General features: G+C 47.4%; 16 protein-coding genes. 11 read left to right on the top strand and 5 right to left on the bottom strand.

Going from position 1 to position 19053, the window contains the following annotated elements; translation table 11 throughout:
- Positions 1–362: 362 nt before the first annotated feature.
- The 4 genes from F7D20_RS10550 to F7D20_RS10565 form a co-directional block, all read right to left on the bottom strand.
- On the bottom strand, positions 363–911 hold the full coding sequence (locus tag F7D20_RS10550; RefSeq protein WP_158464004.1) for a porin family protein: 549 nt from the start codon (positions 909–911) through the stop codon (positions 363–365).
- Positions 912–1692: 781 nt separating this feature from the next.
- Positions 1693–2106, bottom strand: a complete 414-nt coding sequence (locus F7D20_RS10555; RefSeq protein WP_022252230.1) for an RNA-binding S4 domain-containing protein — start codon at positions 2104–2106, stop codon at positions 1693–1695.
- 123 nt (positions 2107–2229) lie between these two features.
- Entirely contained in the window at positions 2230–2802 is a 573-nt protein-coding gene (gene pth / locus F7D20_RS10560) for an aminoacyl-tRNA hydrolase (RefSeq protein WP_158464005.1), read from the bottom strand.
- A gap of 26 nt (positions 2803–2828) precedes the next feature.
- Positions 2829–3440 carry a 50S ribosomal protein L25/general stress protein Ctc gene (locus F7D20_RS10565; protein ID WP_158464006.1) on the bottom strand — a complete coding sequence of 204 codons (612 nt, stop codon included), beginning with the start codon at positions 3438–3440 and terminating at the stop codon, positions 2829–2831.
- A 262-nt stretch (positions 3441–3702) separates the two neighbouring features.
- On the opposite strand from F7D20_RS10565, the gene nusB reads away from it, so the two are divergent.
- The 5 genes from nusB (at position 3703) to F7D20_RS10590 (ending at position 7460) form a co-directional block, all read left to right on the top strand.
- The gene (nusB, locus tag F7D20_RS10570) at positions 3703–4878 is read left to right on the top strand and encodes a transcription antitermination factor NusB (RefSeq protein ID WP_158464007.1); all 1176 of its coding nucleotides are present in this window, start codon (positions 3703–3705) and stop codon (positions 4876–4878) included.
- 85 nt (positions 4879–4963) lie between these two features.
- Positions 4964–5278, top strand: coding sequence for a preprotein translocase subunit YajC (gene yajC / locus F7D20_RS10575; RefSeq protein WP_022252225.1), 315 nt, complete (start codon positions 4964–4966; stop codon positions 5276–5278).
- Positions 5271–6260, top strand: coding sequence for a CdaR family protein (locus F7D20_RS10580; protein WP_158464008.1), 990 nt, complete (start codon positions 5271–5273; stop codon positions 6258–6260). Before yajC ends, F7D20_RS10580 begins: the two co-directional genes overlap by 8 nt.
- Before the next feature lie 94 nt (positions 6261–6354).
- The gene (gene coaE, locus F7D20_RS10585) at positions 6355–6945 is read left to right on the top strand and encodes a dephospho-CoA kinase (RefSeq protein ID WP_158464009.1); all 591 of its coding nucleotides are present in this window, start codon (positions 6355–6357) and stop codon (positions 6943–6945) included.
- 65 nt (positions 6946–7010) lie between these two features.
- The gene (locus tag F7D20_RS10590; protein ID WP_022252222.1) at positions 7011–7460 is read left to right on the top strand and encodes a DUF5606 family protein; all 450 of its coding nucleotides are present in this window, start codon (positions 7011–7013) and stop codon (positions 7458–7460) included.
- A gap of 104 nt (positions 7461–7564) precedes the next feature.
- Here F7D20_RS10590 and F7D20_RS10595 read toward each other — a convergent pair whose 3' ends face one another.
- Entirely contained in the window at positions 7565–8650 is a 1086-nt protein-coding gene (locus tag F7D20_RS10595) for a TlpA disulfide reductase family protein (RefSeq protein ID WP_158464010.1), read from the bottom strand.
- Positions 8651–8923: 273 nt separating this feature from the next.
- Between F7D20_RS10595 and F7D20_RS10600 the strand changes: the two genes are divergently transcribed.
- The 6 genes from F7D20_RS10600 to F7D20_RS10625 all read left to right on the top strand — a co-directional run bounded on the left by F7D20_RS10600 (position 8924) and on the right by F7D20_RS10625 (position 19022).
- A complete protein-coding gene (locus tag F7D20_RS10600; protein ID WP_194253551.1) occupies positions 8924–11215 on the top strand; it encodes a helix-turn-helix domain-containing protein in 2292 nt (763 codons plus the stop codon).
- A 132-nt stretch (positions 11216–11347) separates the two neighbouring features.
- The gene (locus F7D20_RS10605) at positions 11348–13231 is read left to right on the top strand and encodes a GDSL-type esterase/lipase family protein (RefSeq protein ID WP_158464012.1); all 1884 of its coding nucleotides are present in this window, start codon (positions 11348–11350) and stop codon (positions 13229–13231) included.
- Positions 13232–13253: 22 nt separating this feature from the next.
- Positions 13254–16487: a pectinesterase family protein gene (locus tag F7D20_RS10610; protein ID WP_158464013.1), complete on the top strand. Its 3234-nt coding sequence runs from the start codon at positions 13254–13256 to the stop codon at positions 16485–16487.
- A 252-nt stretch (positions 16488–16739) separates the two neighbouring features.
- On the top strand, positions 16740–17432 hold the full coding sequence (locus tag F7D20_RS10615) for a queuosine precursor transporter (protein ID WP_158464014.1): 693 nt from the start codon (positions 16740–16742) through the stop codon (positions 17430–17432).
- A 181-nt stretch (positions 17433–17613) separates the two neighbouring features.
- Entirely contained in the window at positions 17614–18069 is a 456-nt protein-coding gene (gene queF, locus F7D20_RS10620; RefSeq protein WP_158464015.1) for a preQ(1) synthase, read from the top strand.
- A 173-nt stretch (positions 18070–18242) separates the two neighbouring features.
- Entirely contained in the window at positions 18243–19022 is a 780-nt protein-coding gene (locus tag F7D20_RS10625) for a TlpA family protein disulfide reductase (protein ID WP_158464016.1), read from the top strand.
- The last annotated feature ends 31 nt before the right edge of the window (positions 19023–19053 follow it).

The raw sequence follows: 19053 nt of genomic DNA on the forward strand, positions 1-19053 counted from the left end.
GGGCAAAGGTATAATTATTTTTTTTTAGATGCAAACAAATTTTATAATATTTTTTATTCTATGGAAAAATAAGGTCAGTAATATAGAAATATATAATCGGTGGAGAAATTACATTAAGCTAAATGAACAGAACTAAACTTGCTTTGGAATAGCCATGGCGAGAAAAGTGTCATGAAATAAAAATTGTTACTCATAAATGAAAGCACGATAAAGGGCATAAAAAAGTATCTTAAAATAGTTTGCAACTATCCTAAGATACTTTATCGAGTATCCAGCCCTTCTTTTGTCTCCTTGCTATGTTTTCATCTCACAGCAAGGAGCGAGAGGGTGGATGGGCTTATGAAAAGCCTGTTGTTCTGAGCTTAGAGCTTGAACTTGTAACCCAGTGTTACCTGGAATACAGAGTTGCAGCCCTTAACATCTTTCCAAACCTTGGTGCAACCGATGTTGTAACGAGCATCGAGACTGATGTTCATGTACTCGTAAGAAATACCTACAGGTACAGAGAAGTCGAATGTATTAACTTCTTTTGCATCGTCTTTTGCAACCATGAAAGCTGGCTGAACACCAGCCTTCAATGCCAAACCGTTGGCAACATAGAAGTTGGCAAGGATAGGGATGTTGAGGTAAGCTGGCTTCCACTTGACATCAACATCTTCATCTTCTACTGACCACTTGCATCCCTGCTGAGAATAAAGAAGACCAGCGCTGACACCAATCAATGGAGAAACGTGATATTCTGCCTCGGCACCAACAACCAAGCCTGCCTTGTAGTCGCCGTCAACGTCGCCACCAACAGAAGCAATGCTCAAACCAATCTTAGGCTGAATAGTGATGTCGCCTGCTGAATACTGTGCAAAAGCACCTACTGAAGACAGCACCATGGCTGCCATAACCAATAATTTTTTCATACTCTCTGAATTTATAAAGTTAATAATAGTATGTTATGCAAATCTCCTTAATGGATAATCTGCCGTCCAATAGGATAGGTTTTAAACTTCTTCTTAGACGGGGCAAAGATATAATTAATTTTATTAAAATGCAAGTATTTTTTAAATTATTTTCATGAAATGGGTAAAATTGTGACTAAAATGCTATATTCCATGTATAAATAGTCAAAAAACGTGCTTAAGAGTAAAAAGTGATGGTTGCAAGTGCTGAAAACGTCTTAAAATCGACCGAAAACAATTCAAAATCGACCGAAAACAATTCAAAATCGTGCGAAAAGCCGTTAAACGGCCGACATGATACGGTTTTTCTTCACACTTATTTAACAGAAGTTCGAATGTTAGCTCCACACGCCCTGAAGGGGCAGAAGCTCTTAGCCCAGGGCAGCGCCCTGGGTATTATAGCAATTGGCAAGGCGCCCTGTAAGGGCAAAAGCTTTATGTATTGCCTTGATTTTTAAAGCTTTTGCCCTTACAGGGCGACAGATTTGCGTCCAAAACAACCCAGGGCGCTGCCCTGGGCTAAGAGCTTCTGCCCTTTCAGGGCGTATTGGGTAATTTCAACCGTACAGGTCGAAACATTTAAAAATGTTTTCTGTTTATAATGAATTTGTTTTGTTTCTTATGAATAAATCTATGTTCTAAACTTTAGAACATAAGTTCGGTACTTTCGGATACAAGTTCGAAACTTTAGAACATAAGTTCGATACTTTAGAACATAGATTTTATAGGTTAAAAAGAACATTTATTCTATGTCGTCATCATCGTCGAAGCCAAAGAGGGCAGGATCGATGAAAGCATCGAGGGCACGGCGCTCTTTCTTGGTAGGACGTCCTGTTCCGCGGGCACGGTCAACGAATCCGCTGATACGGCTCATTTCCAGCAGTTCGTACTGTCGAGGATCGGTGACGTTCTTGTAAACGGCAAAGAGCATCTTGGCTCCCACGCGCTGTTCGATGCAGTCGAGCACTTCGAAGGAATAGGTGATGGGCGCTTTCTTCACGCTCACCACATCGCCTCGCTTGATGATGAACGAAGGCTTGCGCGAGATGCCTCCCACGGTGACACGCCCGTTCTTGCAGGCATCTGCTGCGATGCTGCGTGTCTTGTATATGCGGGCAGCCCAGAGCCACTTGTCTATTCTGGCACTTTCCTTCATAGCTGTATTAGTGTTTATTGAACTTTTACAAGTTCAGAAGTTATAGAAGTTAAAGAAGTTGTCACTCCCTTTGGTCGTGAGAAGTTATAGCCAACAGCCTTGGAGGGAATGTTAAACTCGTTCTTACTTTTTCCCCAATTTATTGTATTGGTTCATCGTGGCGTCGATGCCTTGCAACACGAAACTCTTGATGATTTCCACGCCCAGGTCGAGTGCAGGCTGCAGTTGGCGCATGTCCTCCACAGTGTAGTGTCCCAGTACCCAGTCCACCTGTCCTCCACGGGGATAATCGTTTCCGATGCCCATACGCAGACGGGCATAGTCTTGTCCGATGAGTTGCTGGATGTGTCCCAGTCCGTTGTGTCCGCCGTTGCTTCCGCCAGCTTTCAGTCGGAACGCGCCCAATGGCAGGGCAAGTTCATCGCTGATGACGAGCAGTCGCTTCTGGTCTATTTTCTCCTGCTGCAGCCAGTAGCGCACAGCGTTTCCGCTGAGGTTCATAAACGTGGTGGGTTTGAGCAGGAACACCTTTCGTCCCTTGATGCTTGTCTCGGCAACAAAGCCGTAACGCTTATCCTCAAAATGAATATTGGACGCCTTAGCAAAAGCGTCCAATACCATGAATCCTGTGTTGTGTCGGGTTCCGGCGTATTCGTCGCCAGGATTCCCGAGACCACAAATCAAAAATTTATCCAATTTCCGAATGTACTTCTAATTGATAATTATGCCTCCTCCTCTTCAGCGGCGGCAGCAGCGGCAGCGGCAGCAGCATTACGTGTCATCTTGATAGAGCAAACTACTACAGCCTTGCTTGTAGCGAGCTCGAGACCCTCGAATGAGAGGTCGCCTACCTTGATGCTCTTACCGATCTTCAACGCAGTAACGTCGATATCGAGGTGCTCAGGAATAACCTGGTAAGGAGCAGTAACGTCGATCTTGCGGATAGAGAGGTTCATACGACCACCATCGCGAACACCCTGTGCCAAACCTACCAACTTCACTGGGATGCCGATAGTGATAGGCTTCTGGTCGTTCACCTCGTAGAAGTCTACGTGCAGAGGAGCGTCTGTTGTTGGGTGGAACTGAATCTCCTTCATGATAGCTGTGTGGCTCTCACCATCGATGATGAGGTTGATAACATATACGTGAGGAGTGTAGATGATCTTGCGGAGCTCAGCGAATGGAACTGCGAAAGACAAAGCCTCAGGAGCGCCGTTAGCGTCCTTCTTCTCGCCATACAAGTTACATGGGATCAAACCCTCTTTGCGCAATGTTTTAGAAGCTTTCTTGCCAAGGTCTGTGCGCTTCTGACCTGTTACATTAATCTCTTTCATTGTGTTACTCTAAATTAAGTATTAATTAATAAAATGTGCCTTAACTCGCCATCACACGGATTAGCTTTGAAAAAGCGGTTTTTTACAAAACGGATGCAAAATTACTACTTTTCTTTGGAATTTCCAAATTTAGTGGTCAGAAATTTGAAAAAAAGAGATTTTATCATTAAAAAATGAGAAATAACTCTGTTTTTTCTTGTTTATTAGGAGATAAATACTTACTTTTGCAGCAAAATACATTTAATCCGTAAATTATTAGAGAATGATTAACAGGGACTTGATTCGCAGAAAGATTGTGCAGTTAACCTATGCGTACTATCAAAACGGCAATCGTAACATGGACAACGCCGAGAAGGAGTTGTTCTTCAGCCTGTCCAAGGCTTACGATTTATACAATTATCAATTACAACTTATTGTAGAAATCACCAAGGAAGCGCGCAAGCGTTACGACTTGGAGGTGTCACGTGTGCAGCGTGAGGGAGGCGATGCTCCATCGCAGAAGTTTGCTTTCAACCGCTTTGCCGTGCAGCTCGAGGAGAACAAGATGCTTGGCGAATGGATAGAAGCCAAGAACTCTTCATGGGATGACGATATTGAGGTGGTGCGCCGTGTGTACACTGCTGTTGTGGAGAGCGACATTTATCAGGAGTATATGAATGCCGAGGAAGACAGTTATGATGCCGACCGTGAGGTGTGGCGCAAGTTGTACAAGAACATCGTGATGAACAGCGAGGACATCGAAGCCATGCTCGAGGAGAAGAGCCTCTATTGGAACGACGACAAGGACATCATTGATACTTTCGTGCTGAAAACCATCAAGCGATTCGACCCTGCCAACAAGGCCAACCAGGAGCTTCTGCCCGAATACAAGGACATGGAAGACCGTGAGTTTGCCCGCAAGCTGTTCCGTGCCACGATTCTCAACGCCGACGAGTATCAGAAATATATGGGACGGATTTCACGCAACTGGGATTTCTCGCGTCTGGCATATATGGATATGGTCATCATGCAGATTGCTATCGCCGAGTTGGTCAACTTCCCTGGCATTCCTGCCACAGTAACCATCAACGAGTATGTGGAACTGAGCAAGATCTACAGCACACCACGCAGTGGCGGCTATGTGAACGGAATGCTCGACGCCATCGCCCGTTCGCTGATCGAGACCGGTGTCATCATGAAAGAATTGCCCGAGCGTCCTCATCGTGAGCAGAACGTTCAGCGCCGTGCAGGCCGTGGAGGATTCGGAGTTCATAGTGGTGCCCGCGAAGGACAGCAGCGCCGTCAGCGCATTGGTCAGCCACGTTATCGCAACAACAATGGTAATGACTGGAATGACAATAACGGCTATCAGTATGATCAGCCTTCTTACGATCAGCCTTCTTACGACCAGCCTGCAGAGCCAACAGCTCAGGACAATGCTGCCGAGGAGGAGAAGTAAGACCGGAAAAGTGAGATTTACACCTTATTATATATATAGGTTCATATCTTGATGATATTAACAGAAAAAATAAAACTTTAGAAATATGACAAATTTGTTTTTGCAGAGCGGTAGCGGCCAGAGTGGCTTGCCTATGCTCATTATGATGGTAGCTATCTTCGCTATCATGTGGTTGTTTATGATTCGTCCACAGCAGAAGAAACAGAAGAAGATTCGCGAGTTTCAGAATGCGCTGAAAGAAGGCGACAAGGTAGTGACTGGTGGCGGTGTATATGGCACAGTAAAGCGTGTCAATGCCCAGGAGAACACTATCGATATCGAGGTGGCACGTGGCGTGGTTATCACTGTAGCCAAGGGCTATGTGTTTGCCGATGCCACATCGCAGACTCCTAATGCATAGGCCCCGGTATAGCTTATTCAGTACACTCAGCAAACTCCTTTTTGGCACCGTCAACAAGGAGTTGCTGATATTCTTGTTCTTTCTCGCTCTCAGCGGCATCTTCTGGTTGATGATGACGCTCAACGAGACCTACGAGAAGGAACTTTGTGTGCCTGTGCGCCTGACAGACGTGCCTCGCAATGTCGTGGTGACGGGCGATCTTCCCGATACGGTGCGGATTACCGTGCGCGACAAGGGATTCACGCTCGTAACCTACGAGTATGGACACGTGCTGCGTCCGCTCTCCTTCAAGTTCTCGGCTTATGCCGACGAGGACAAGGGCAAGGGCGTAGTGCCATTGACCGATGTGCAGCGACAGTTGCAGGCACAGCTTTATGGCTCCAGCAAGTTGCTCTCCGTAAAGCCCGGCGAGTATGATTTCTACTTCACCTATGGCGCCTCCAAGCAGGTGCCTGTAGTCTTCAAGGGAAAGGTGACAGCCAGCAAGAGCTACTATCTTGCCCATACCGACTTCCTGCCAGCCGAGGTGACGGTCTATGCCAACAAGGATCAGCTCGACAAGGTGAATTATGTGGAGATAGAACCTTTCAACATGCGCAACCTGCAGGACACGATCCATACGACGGTTCGCCTTCGCAAGATTCGCGGACTGAAGATGGTTCCAGGCACGGTTCGCCTGTCTGTCTATCCCGATGTGCTCACAGAGGAAACCATCGATGTGCCCATCACAGCCATCAACATGCCCGAGGGATTTGTGCTTCGTACATTCCCGTCGAAGGTGACTGTGCGGTTTACGATTGGCGCAAGCCTGTTCCGCACCATCCGTCCGGATATGTTCAAGGTAGTGGTCGACTATAATGAACTCTCTCAGAATCCTTCCGACAAGTGTACGCTGCAGCTCATCGGCGTTCCGCATAGTGTGAGCAAGGCCAGACTCGACTTCCAACGAGTGGATTATCTGCTCGAACAGCAAGTGGAGTAAGGAGAGTGAGGAACTTACTCGCGAAACTTGAGTAATAAGCGGAACTCTTGGAAGAGCAAAAAGTGAAGAAATCTTGGACAATCGGGAAGAAGAGATGAAAATAGCGATAACAGGAGGCATTGGCAGCGGCAAGAGTTTTGTTTGTCGCGAACTGGAAAGACATGGCATTCGTGTCTACGACAGCGATGCGGCAGCCAAGCGGCTCATGCGAAGCGACAAGCCGTTGCAGCAGAGTCTTTGCTCGCTGGTAGGCGAGGGTGTGTACGATGCTGAGGGCGTGCTGCAGAAACCCGTCTTGGCGCGTTTTCTGTTGGCAAGCGAGGCCAACAAGTTGGCTGTCAACGATGTGGTTCATCCTGCCGTGGCGCGAGATTTCGAGCAGAGCGACTTCGAGTGGCTCGAGAGTGCCATCCTCTTCGAAAGTGGATTTATCCATCGCACTCATTTCGACTTTGTGGTCTGTGTCACGGCTCCAGAGGAGGTTCGCATTCAGCGAGTAATGGCGCGCGACCATATAGACCGCAGCAGAACCTTGGAGTGGATTCATGCCCAGATGTCACAGGCAGAGGTTGCAGCCCGCTGCGACTTCGAAATCGTCAACGACGGAAAGGCTGATGTGGCGCGGCAAGTGAATCTTTTGCTCGAAAGGGTGGAAGAGTGGCGAAAAGCAGCAGAGAAAGACTGAAGCAGAGTAAGACTGCACCAAAAAGAGAAAAATAATCAGTGAAAAATTAAAGAAAATATAACCAAATGGAAACAATTTTATCTATTGCAGGCAAGCCAGGCCTTTACAAACTGGTTTCACGTGGTAACCGCAATCTTATCGTCGAGACTATCGACGAGACACACAAGCGTATTCCTGCCTTTGCCACCGATCGTGTGACAAGTCTTGGCGATATCGCTATGTATACTGATGCTGACGAGATAGCACTCTGGAAGGTGTTCGAAAACGTAGGCAAGAAAGAGGACAGCAAGGAGAGCAGCCTGAACTATAAGAAGGCTTCTGCACAGGAGTTGCACGACTACTTTGCTGAGGTGTTGCCCAACTACGACCGCGACCGTGTTCACGACAGCGATATCAAGAAGCTGTTGCAGTGGTACAATATCCTCGTTAAGAACGGCTACACCGACTTCAAGGCCATCTTGGCTCCTACTGAGGGCGATAACGTAGACGACCGTCAGGAGGAAAGCGCAGAATAACGAAAGTTCAATATAGACAATAAAAAAATGAGAAGCTGTGAAAATAGCTTCTCATTTTTTTATGACGTAGGCTGTATGAGCCTCTGTACTTGCTTGATGCAGAATTACTTGTAGATTTCGGCCAACTTCTCGAGCAGATCCTCGGCACGCAGGTCGCAGGCTACGATAACGCCATTAGGGTCGAGGAGCACGTTGCTTGGGATGCTGTTTACGCCATAGGCATCATGTGCAGCGCACTGCCAGCCCTTCAGGTCGCTCATCTGAGGCCATGCCAGACCTAAGTCGTTGACACCCTTCTTCCAGGCTTCCAACTTGTTGTCGAAGCTCACGCCTACCACCTCGAAGCCTTTGCCGTGATACATTTCGTAGGCCTTCTTCACGTTAGGCATTTCCATGCGGCAAGGTCCGCACCAAGAAGCCCAGAAATCCACCAATACATACTTTCCGTTGCCAACAAACTGGCTCAACTTCACCTTGGCGCCGTTCATGTCCTGCATGTTCAGGTCGGTGTACTTGATGCCTGGCTGACGCTTGGCAAGCGATTCTATCTGCATCTTTGGGCGGCGCATCATGGGGTGGTTGTAGTAAGCGGTGCTGGGATTGCAAAGTTCCTTCAGCTTGGCAAACTCGAAACCATAGAAGCTGTCCGACAGGATGTAGGCAGGCAGCACATTGTCCTTGTTCTCCTTGCAGAAAGCGGCAATCACGGCGTTCTGCTCTGCCTCCACTGCGTCTATCTTCTGTTCCAGGGCCTTCATCTTGGTCTTGCCCTCCTCGGTCTTGTCGCCGCGGAGCTTCTGCCATTCAGGAGCCAGATCGTTCATCTTCTTTTCTATTACGCTCATCTTGGCGTAATATGTGTTCAGCTTCTCGTTGAGTTCCGAACCGCCAACCTTCTTGTTTACCAGGTCGATGTTGATGGTTTTTGTACCGTCGATAACGGCAGCCACCATCAGCTGGTTGCTTGCAGCCACGGTGATGAAGGTTTCGGCAGGCTGATTGCCTTTCACCTCGAACTTGCCCTCCTTGGCAGCAATGGGCTGAGCCTCGTTCATCTGTCCGTTGTAGAACACGTAGAGTGTGTCAACACCCTGTGGTGCAGTGCCTTCTACGGTGAAGGCGACGTCTTGCGCTTCGGCACAGCTGACAGCCATCATGGCAGTCAGGGCCATAGATAAGATTTTCTTCATGTTTTTTCTTTCTTTATTTATCTGTTTTTTATTCTGTCAAATTCCATGCAAAAGTACATATTTTCCCTCAAATATGGTGAGATATTGCCCTTAATATTTTGTAAATAGAAGAAATAATCGTAATTTTGCATAAAACAACTCAACTTTCGTATGTACGGAAGTTGAGAGAGAAGTTTTAAAGCTATTAGTTTGATTCATATGAAAAAAATCTTTATCCTTATCTATTTATGCCTTTATTGCAATGGTATCTTGTGTGCACAGGATGCGAAAAAGATGGTTGTATATGACGAGAAACAAGGCATGAATCAATGGCACATTACCAAGATGTTACAGGATAGAATGGGATTTATATGGATTTCTTCCTGGGATGGACTTACCCGATTTGACGGTTACGAATTTGTAACTTTTAAGTCGCGTCCTGGCGACGACTCGCCCTTGGAGAACAATCGGGTGAGAGATATACAGTTGGCAGCCAATGGCGATATTTATTGCTTGGTAGACGATCGATGGTTTCTGTTTTCGCAGTCTAAAGGAACCTTTATTAATATTTCTGATGCTGAGAACGAAAAGTTGAATAAGGTAAAGACGAAAAACAGGCTCCGCCATACCAAGCAGAAGAAAGTTCGGAAGACCAGTCGTAAGATGACCGACAGGCAGGGCAACGTATGGCTCAGTACTCCCGACAGTATCGTTAAGACCATAAATTATCGTAAGCCTGCAGTTCCGTTTGTTTTGAGAAGCAGTGACCAGGCTCGTTGTTTTTTCGTTGATAGGAGTGGAAACTACTGGGTTTCAACACAGAAAGACAAGTATGTGAGCATTTACAATCGTGGCAATAAGTTGCTGGGTTATCTCACTCCTACTGGCGAAATCTCTAAAAAGTATGTGCCTTTTTCATCGGCTGTGTATGCTATTTATCAGCATAACGATGGCTGCATCTATTTGGGGACCAAGCCTGGCGGGCTCTACAAGCTGAAAAGTCGTAAGGAAGACTTTGAGGTGCAGCATATCAGCTTAGGCAATGATAAAGCCAATTCCATCTATGACATCAAGGCCGATCGTGTAGGCCGACTATGGTTTGCTACCTTTGATGGCATCTATTGTCTGCATCAGGGAAGGGTAGAGCATGTAAGACAAACGAAGGGATGGAAGGTGAGATGTCTTCATTTCACCCAGCGCGATATTCTTATGGCAGCCACAACGACAGGACTTGCTGTCGGAAGATTGTCGAATAAAACGATTGGTGACATGAAGTTTCATTTGCATTGTCGTGAGCCTAAACGTGTGGAAAGTTTGGGTAATAGTGCAACGATGGATATACTGGAAACCGCTGACCATCAAATCTATGTGAGTACCGAGAGTGCTGGTGTAGACAAGATTATGAGCCACGACCTGCTGGCAGACCAGCTGGAGTTCAAACATTTCGACAAGACGATGGGGCTGCAATGCGAGACGATTACAGCTATGGCTCCTTACCGTAAGGATTGGATATGGGTCGTTGGTGGTTACACCCTCATGATGCTTAACACCAAGACGGGCGAAGTGAGAAATTATGGCACAGGATTCTTTCACGATGCATATCGGTATAGCGATGCCCGTCCTGTGTGTCTGCCTGATGGGCGATGGCTGTTTGGCTTGCAGAATGGTGCTTTCTGTCTTTCGGAGAGCGAACTGTCGAAGCCAGGTACAGAACAGCGTGTTGTCTTTACAGGTATCAGTGTGGAGCATGCTCCGATGCAGTATGCTGTAGCCCATATCCACTCGCTTACTCTCAGCAAGGAAGAGCGCAATCTGAGAATAAGTTTCTCCACACTCGACTTTTCTGACATCGAAGCCCCCTGTTATGCGTTTCGTCTGCACGAAGGCGACAAGTGGATTTTCATCGGCAAAGAACATACTGTCACCTTGCCCGATATGCAGCCTGGCGACTATGAGCTGCAAGTGAGGAGCGCCAACTCGGCAGGTGTGTGGACACCAGGAATCGCCACGCTTCGCATACATGTCACGCCCAAGTTCTCGGAAACGATATGGGCGGTCATTCTGTATATATTCTTATCCTTGGCTACTATTTTCACCTTATTATATATATACCTCTACATTCGTCGCATCAAGCGCAAGCAGCATGAGGTGCTCGAAGCATATTTAGCGTTGCTCGAAGATAAAAATGGAGTTGGGCAAGAAGTGACAAAGGAGAGAGAGGAATCAGAACAGATTGTTTCTACCGAAGAAGACGACCAGATGATGAAGCGCATCATGCAGTTTGTCGATGAGCATCTTTCTGATGCAGAAATCGGTATTGTAGAGATGGCAGAGGCTGCGGCTATCTCCCGCTCTGGACTGAATCGTAAGATGAAGAAAATAGTAGGTTTGACGCCAGCAGAGTTTCTGCGTGAAACTCGCATCAAGCGTGCCCAGCAGTTCTTGCTTGGTACGTCAAAGGGTGTGTCGGAGATAGCTTATATTTGTGGTTTTGCCGATCCCAAGTATTTTGGCAAGATATTCAGGTCGATGACAGGCGTATCGCCCACAGAATTTCGCCAAAATGGCAGGAAAGCCGATAAATAAAGGCTTTTGCGACAAAAATACCCATTATTTGAGAAAATAATCACCATCCAGTTTAGTATTTTAAGACTACTTTTGCAACCGAAGAACGAACGTTCTGACTTGCATATCATACAAAACTTAAAATACTAAACAATGAACAAAAAACTAACATGTCTTTTCTTTTTGGTGTTGTCGCTGTGCGGCATACTCCAGGTGCAAGCCATCACGGTACACACCATTGGTGACTCAACGATGCAAACCTATGATGAAAGTAGTACGGTTACTCGTGGATGGGCGCAGTATTTCCAGCAGTTTTTCCAAAACGTCACCATCAATAATCGTGGTAAGGCAGGAGCCAGCAGCAAGAGTTTCTATCAGGAACCCGCATACTGGCAGAGCGTGAAGCAGCAGATGCAGCCTGGCGACTACGTGCTCATCCAGTTTTCTCACAATGATGAGAAGAACAATGGTATGGATGGCGATGAGCTGAAAGCCTATTATAATAAGGTGGGAGAAACCGATAAGGCTGCCGCTACAGATTATCGTGGCACCACGCCTTCGGGAACCTACAAGAATTATCTGCGCAAATATGTGGAGGAGACACGAGCAGCTGGGTGCCATCCTGTACTTGTGGCCCCTATCTGTCGCATGTATTTCTCCGGCAACACAATCCGCCGCGCCGGACAGCATGATTTGGGCGACAAGTTCAGTAAGTTGACCGATACTGGTGTACTTGAAGGTCAGAGTGTTCCTGTCACAGACCATAGTATGGACTATGTCTATCAGATGAAGTCGGTGGCTGAGGAACTGAATGTGCCTTTCATTGATTTGACAACAGCTACCAAGAATCTTTATCTGAGTTATGGAGATGCAAAATGTCATGACTTGTTGAGTGACAATAATGGTAGTACTCATCTCAGCACTATAGGTGCCACACTGATAGCCCGTCAGGCGGCTACGCTTCTGAAGGCAGCAGGAATCCTTGTCGACAATATTGTCATTCCTTCCGACCTGAGTGTTTCGCCCGCAGAAGCCGATTTAGGTGAAGGATATAAAGGACAGACCATGACAAAGGAAATATCTGTCAATGGTTTCGGACTTACACCTGCTGACGGTTCTGTGAAAATATCGGCAACAGCAGGACTGAAAGTTTCGCTCGACAAGACAACGTGGGCCGACCAAATCTCTATACCTTATTCTGAAGGTATGCTCGTAAAAAACTTTTATGTCCAAATAGAGCTTACTGCTACAGGCTGTAACGAGGGAATAGTAACCTTAATACAAGGCTCTAAGACCATAAAAATACCAGTCAAGGCCACTGCCATTAGTCTTGAAGGCGGAACAGCTGTCAAGGCCTATTGGCGACTGGAGAAGAACGACGAATGTCAGCTTACGGGGCCTGTCACTGTAGTGCCCCAGTCGTTTGAGGGCATGTATGTGCAGAAGTATTCCAGTCCTAATGCCAATACCGTGTGGCCAGAATGGACTGGCTATGATGCCACTCGCAAGACACAGCGTTGTCTGATAGTAGGTGACAACTGGCCTGAGGGCGAGATAGACGAGGTTTCCACCCGATACATTCAGTTTGGTATCACTGCAGCCAAAGGAACAACGCTCAAGATTGACAACATCAGCATGTTTGTATGTGGATGTGGAGGAAATGGAATGCGTTGTCACATCAACTATTCCAAGGAACCTAATTTTGCCAATCAGCACACCATTTTCTCGCCCACCAGCATGCCTGCCAACAATATGCTCGAAGTGAAGGACACGCCAGTCATCTCTCTCGATGAAGGCGAGACACTGCTTGTGCGCGTCTATCCCTGGTACGACGGCAAGGCTACAAGAAAGACCATCTGTCTGAGCGACGTGACTATCAGCGGAATGGCGCTGGACAAGGAAACAACAGGTATCAGCAATCTGCAGTCAGAGACGCAGAAGTCAGACTGCCAGTATTACACGCTCTTGGGTGTTAAGGTCGACAAGCCTGGCAAGGGAATTTATATTTGCAATAACAAGAAAGTCGTTTTCAAATAAAACCCTAAAAAAACACCCTAATATGATGATGAACAAGTTTAAACATCTATTCTTAGCACTCTTGTTGGTCATGGCGCAGCTTCCGCTGTGTGCCACCAATATAGAGCTGGCGTGGAGTTTCAATCAGGGCGATGCCAAAGCCCTTCAAGGCACAGTTTCGGAAGAAGGTCTGTTTTCGTATGCCACAGCATCGTTGGGCAGCGATCTGGAATTCTTAGGAACCAACAAGGCTGGTAGCCTTATCGTAACCAAGATACAACCTAAGGTGAAGGCATCAAGCAATGGCGATGCCAATGCCATCAGTTTCTCGTTGAAAACCAAGAAAGGTCTCTCGTTGTCGGGTAAATCCTTCAGCTTCGATGCCTGTAAGTTGGGAACCAATGGTGGTAATCTGGACGTCGTGGCAGAAGTTAGTGGTAAGAGTTACGAACTGCTGAAGGCGCTGAGTCCGCAAAACGCCAAGACCGATCCATATTTCACGCATTATACCGCCGACCTGTCTCAGATTCCTGCCACAGAAGGCGAATGGGTAATCAAGGTGTTTGTCAAGAATGTGGCAACCAACAAGCAGTATGGTTTTGCTAATTTTGCCATCGCTGCCACCACCGAAGGCAAGGTGGAGCAGGTCAACAGCTATAGCCTTTCTGCCACATCGGCAGATGCCAAGGCTGGCAGCATCAAGGTTTCGCCAACAGGCGATATCTTTGACGAGGGAACCAGCGTTACGCTGACGGCAACCGAGAATTTCGGCTATCACTTCGAAAAATGGGTAGACGGTGAAGGCAAGCTCGTTAGTACAAGCAATCCTTATACTTTCACCATCCATACCAACACTACATTGCAAGCTGTTTATACAGCCAAGCAGGTGTATGCGCTTCATCTTTCTACCACAAACGGAGCGCTGGAACATCTTGTGACTGTCGTTCCTGAGGGAAATGTTGTAGACGGAATACATTATTACGAGGAAGGAACCGATGTGAAACTCGTGGCTTCCAACAACAAGATTCTCACCTTTACCCATTGGGAGGACAACTCCACCCAGGCAGAGCGCATGGTGCAGATGGATGGCGAGAAAAATGTCGTGGCAGATTATTCGGCTTGCGACTACATCGTAGGCTGGGATCTTTATAACACTGCACTTCGTCAAGACCGTGCTGCCGACTATGCTTCGGAGACTGAAAATGCAGGTTTGCTACAGTTGCGTGATGCTGAAGGCAACTCGAAATCGTGGCTGGGTTCGGTGATGCGCGACAAGTACAGCGCAAGAGTATGGCGCCCATTGACCGAGAAAGACTATTTTGAGATTTCCTTCTCTACCAAGGGCTATAAGAACATCAAGGTGGCAGCGGCCATGGGCGATGACTATAATGCTTATTCGGTCAACTATATGCAGGTAAGTACCAATGGTACAGACTTTACAACCGTAGGAACCTACAATCTGCCCAACCGTGGTTGGGATTCTAAGGAGTTTGTCCTGCCTGCATCGTGTGAGGAGCAAGCTAAGATATGGGTGCGCTTCATGCCCGATTACACTTCGCCTCTTATCGGAGTGGAAAGTGTTAATGACGGAACGGCAGTAGCCGAGATATTTGTTCTTGCTGACTCCAATCAGGCCGCCGACCATGAGGCTCCGCTGTTGGTGACCAGTATTCCTGCTCAGAATGAGGAGGGAGTTTCGGCAACAGGTTCTGTTATTCTGACCTTCAATGAGAAAGTGGTGCTGGGTGAAGGCAATGCCATGCTCGATGGTGAGACACTGCAGCCTACCGTGAGTGGCAAGACCGTGGTTTATCCTTACAACGGACTTAAATATGCCCAGTCTTATGAGTTCACACTGCCTGCTGGCGCCATTGCCGACCGTAGTGGCAATGCTTTTGAGGGAGTGACTATTCGTTTCACAACCATGGCTCGCAAGCAGCCTGCTGCACGCCTTTACGATGCTGTGGTGGCTCAAGACGGAACAGGTGACTATACCACTGTGCAGGCTGCCATCGATGCTGCTCCTGCAGGTCGTACTCAGCCTTGGCTCATCTTCATCAAGAAGGGTGTATACAAAGGCCATCACGACATACCTGCCAACAAGCCCTACCTTTATTTTATCGGACAAGACCGCAACAAGGTGAGCATTTCAGACAATCGTCTGAGTGGAGGCGACAATGCCTATAAGGTGAACGATGGTGCCACGCTGACAGCCAATTCGGACAATCTCTACTTTGAGGGTATCAACTTTGTCAACTCTTATGGCGTGAAGAAAAACGACGGTCCACAGGCCTTGGCTCTCTATACCTTGGGCGACCGTGTGGCACTCAACAAGGTGGGCTTGCTCTCTTATCAGGACACATGGCTCACCACCACCAAGCTCAATAATCGTCATTACATAAAGGACAGTTGGATAGAAGGTGCTGTAGACTTTATTTATGGTCAGGGAAATGTTTATCTGGACCAGGACACCATCAATATCGTGCGCAAGAGCGGTGGCTACATCGTAGCTCCTAATCATCCAAAAGAGACAACTTGGGGATATGTGTTCATGAACAATGTCATCACAGCTCCAGGCAATCCTGACGAAACCGATGTGTGGTTGGGACGTCCCTGGCATGATACTCCTATCACACTGTTTATCAACACTCGTTCTTACGTCAAGATTCCTGCAGCAGGCTGGTATCCTACTATGGGCGGACTGCCCAAACTCTGGGCAGAATACAACACCATGGATGGTGATGGAAATCCTGTAGATTTGAGTCATCGCATCACCGAATATTATTACTATGCTGATGCTGACAAGACGCAGAAGGTGACTGGACATAGCGAGAAGGCAGTGCTCTCTGCTGAGGAAGCAGCGCGCTACACGGTGAAGAATGTGCTATCGGGTAGCGACGGATGGCAGCCCACTCTCCTTTGCGAGGCTTGTGATGCGCCTGAGGTGAAGAAGGTGAACGCTACGTTGGAGTGGAAGAAAGTGCCTTATGCCATCAGTTATGTGGTGACGGCAGGCGACGAGGTGATTGGCTTCACCGAAAAGACTTCTTTTGAGGTTCCTGCTGCTTATCAGGATGCTGTGCTTCGTGTGCAGGCTGTCAATGAGAATGGTGGTCTGAGCGCTTACGGCAAGGCCTCGTTGTCGACAGGCATCGACGAGATTGCCACTCAGGAGAGAAGCGACGACAAGGCTTGGTACAACATGATGGGTATGAAGGTAAATGCCGAAAGCAATGGCATCCTTATCCATCAGCATAAGAAAATAATTCGCAAGTAGGTTTTTAGTATTATGTAGTAGATGAGGCAAGCTGTATGCTTGCTTATAGACAGGACTCCAGATGGTGTGTGAAACATAGTCTGGAGTCTTTTTATTTATTCACCTATGAAGAAAAAGGCAGATAACAGCCTCGAAATTTGGCAGTTTCAGATAATAATCGTAATTTTGCAGCCGATTTTGCAAAGGATGGGTAGTTCCTCCTTTATATTTATGAACTCGAGTGCTTGGTAAACCTCGTAAAAAACAAGAAAAATGAAGAAAGAAAAAACTCAAGTGAGCGTGCTGTTCATGCTTTTCAGCATCCTCTTTTGCGTTTGCCTTATAGCGGCAAACGTGCTCGAAACAAAGCAAATTGCAGTAGGTTCGGTTTCTCTTACCGGAGGTCTCATCGTTTTCCCCGTGAGCTACATCATCAACGACTGTGTGTGCGAGGTGTGGGGCTATCAGAAGGCTCGTCTGCTGATATGGACGGGTTTTGCCATGAACTTCTTCTTCGTGGCATTAGGAGCCATCTGCGACATGATTCCCGCAGCTCCCTACTGGCACAATCAGGAGGGCTTTCATGCCATCTTTGGCTTGGCTCCCCGCATTGCCGCTGCCTCGTTTGTGGCTTTCATCGTAGGTTCTTTTGCTAATGCCTACGTGATGAGTGTGATGAAGATTCGTGATGGCGGAAAGCGTTTCTCGGCTCGTGCCATCTGGAGTACGGTGGCTGGCGAGAGTTGCGACAGTCTCATCTTCTTCCCCTTGGCATTGGGTGGAGTGGTGCCTGCTGCCGAGTTGCCTAAGTTGATGATTTGGCAGGTGGTGCTCAAGACGGTGTACGAAATCATCGTGCTGCCTGTCACCATCCGCGTGGTCAGGTTCCTGAAGCGTCATGAGGGCGAGGATGTGTACGATAAAAACATCTCTTACAACGTGTTTAAGATTTTCAGCCTGAATTGATTCTAAGGAGATATACTCAGGAGTTAAAGGAGTTAAGGAGTTATCGCTCCCTTCGGTCGCTGAGGAGTTAAGACAAATGCCTTTGTGGGTTTGAATTCAAGCAATAAGACTGTTGTCTTAACTCCTTAACTCCTTAACTCCTGAAAAAAACTCCTTCACAAAAGAAACAATAAACAAAGATATGGATAGAAAAGAAGACGGTCTGAAGGCATTAGGTGCCAAGACCCAATACAGAATGGATTATGCGCCCGAGGTGCTCGAGACTTTCGTCAATAAGCATCAGGGCAATGACTACTGGGTGCGTTTCAACTGCCCCGAGTTCACATCGCTGTGTCCTATCACAGGACAGCCCGACTTTGCCGAGATTCGCATCAGCTACATTCCTGATGTCAAGATGGTGGAGAGCAAGAGTCTGAAGCTCTATCTCTTCAGCTTCCGCAACCACGGCGACTTTCATGAGGACTGTGTCAACATCATCATGAAGGATCTCATCGCCTTGATGGATCCTAAGTACATCGAGGTGACGGGCATCTTCACACCCCGTGGCGGCATCAGCATCTGGCCTTATGCCAACTATGGCAAGCCCGGCACCAAGTACGAGCAACTGGCCGAACAGCGTTTTGCCACGCACGAATAAGTATTGGTTCAGGGCGTGTGGAGCTTACTTGCGAAAATTGAGACATTCAAGAAACGTTTAAGCGCCGTTAAACTTATTGAACAAATAAAAAAGGCAGGACTTCGATGATGGAGTTCTGCCTTTTTTATGTACTTTTGTGGCATTGAAAACAGAAAATATCAACATATAAAACAATGAGAACAAAAAGCTTTTTCCTGGCTCTGCTGTCATTTGCCTCGCTCACGGCATCTGCACAGCAGTCTGAAACCCAAACAACAGACAGTTTGGTAAAGGCCGCCTACTTTATCGACGGTAAGTATTATTCAAAGGAGCTCCCTACTGATGCAGCTGCTGCCCAGTCGATGGGATTCGTGAGCTTGAGCAAGGATTATATGATTGTAAACATCACCCTTCGCAAGGGAGCTACTGTGCCCCAGTCGTGGGCCAAGTATGAGATACCCCGCAACCGTGTGAAAGGAATCGCCGAGATAGACGAAGAGATAAAAAACCGTGAGCTGATGAACAAGCGCATGTTTCCAGAGGGAGGCTATAAATATTTAGAACTTGAGGTTGGTAAACCTTTGCCAGGGCATTTTGCCGAGTATGACATCGATGGCAATCCATGGACCGACGAACTCATCAAGGGCCGAAAGGTGGTTGTCAATGCCTGGTTCTCGGGCTGCGGACCCTGTCTGCGCGAGATGCCGATTCTCTCTGAATGGAAGGAGCAGTTGCCCGACGTGCTGTTTCTCTCGGTCAACTTCGAGAAGGCCGACAAGGTGCGTCGTATCACCCAGCAGCGTGGGTTCAACTGGAACCACATCTACGACGACAAGTATTTCGTGCGCTTTGTGGGCACAGGCGGCTTTCCGCTCTTCCTCGTGCTCGACGAGAAAGGCATTGTACGCTATGTAGGCAATGGCACCAATGATGGCAAGCGGGCTGAGATACTGAAACTCATCAAGAGCTTGTAGGAAGTCGCTATAACTCCTGAACCCAGCGAAA

It is taken from the genome of Segatella copri, from assembly GCF_009495355.1.
Lineage (GTDB): Bacteria > Bacteroidota > Bacteroidia > Bacteroidales > Bacteroidaceae > Prevotella.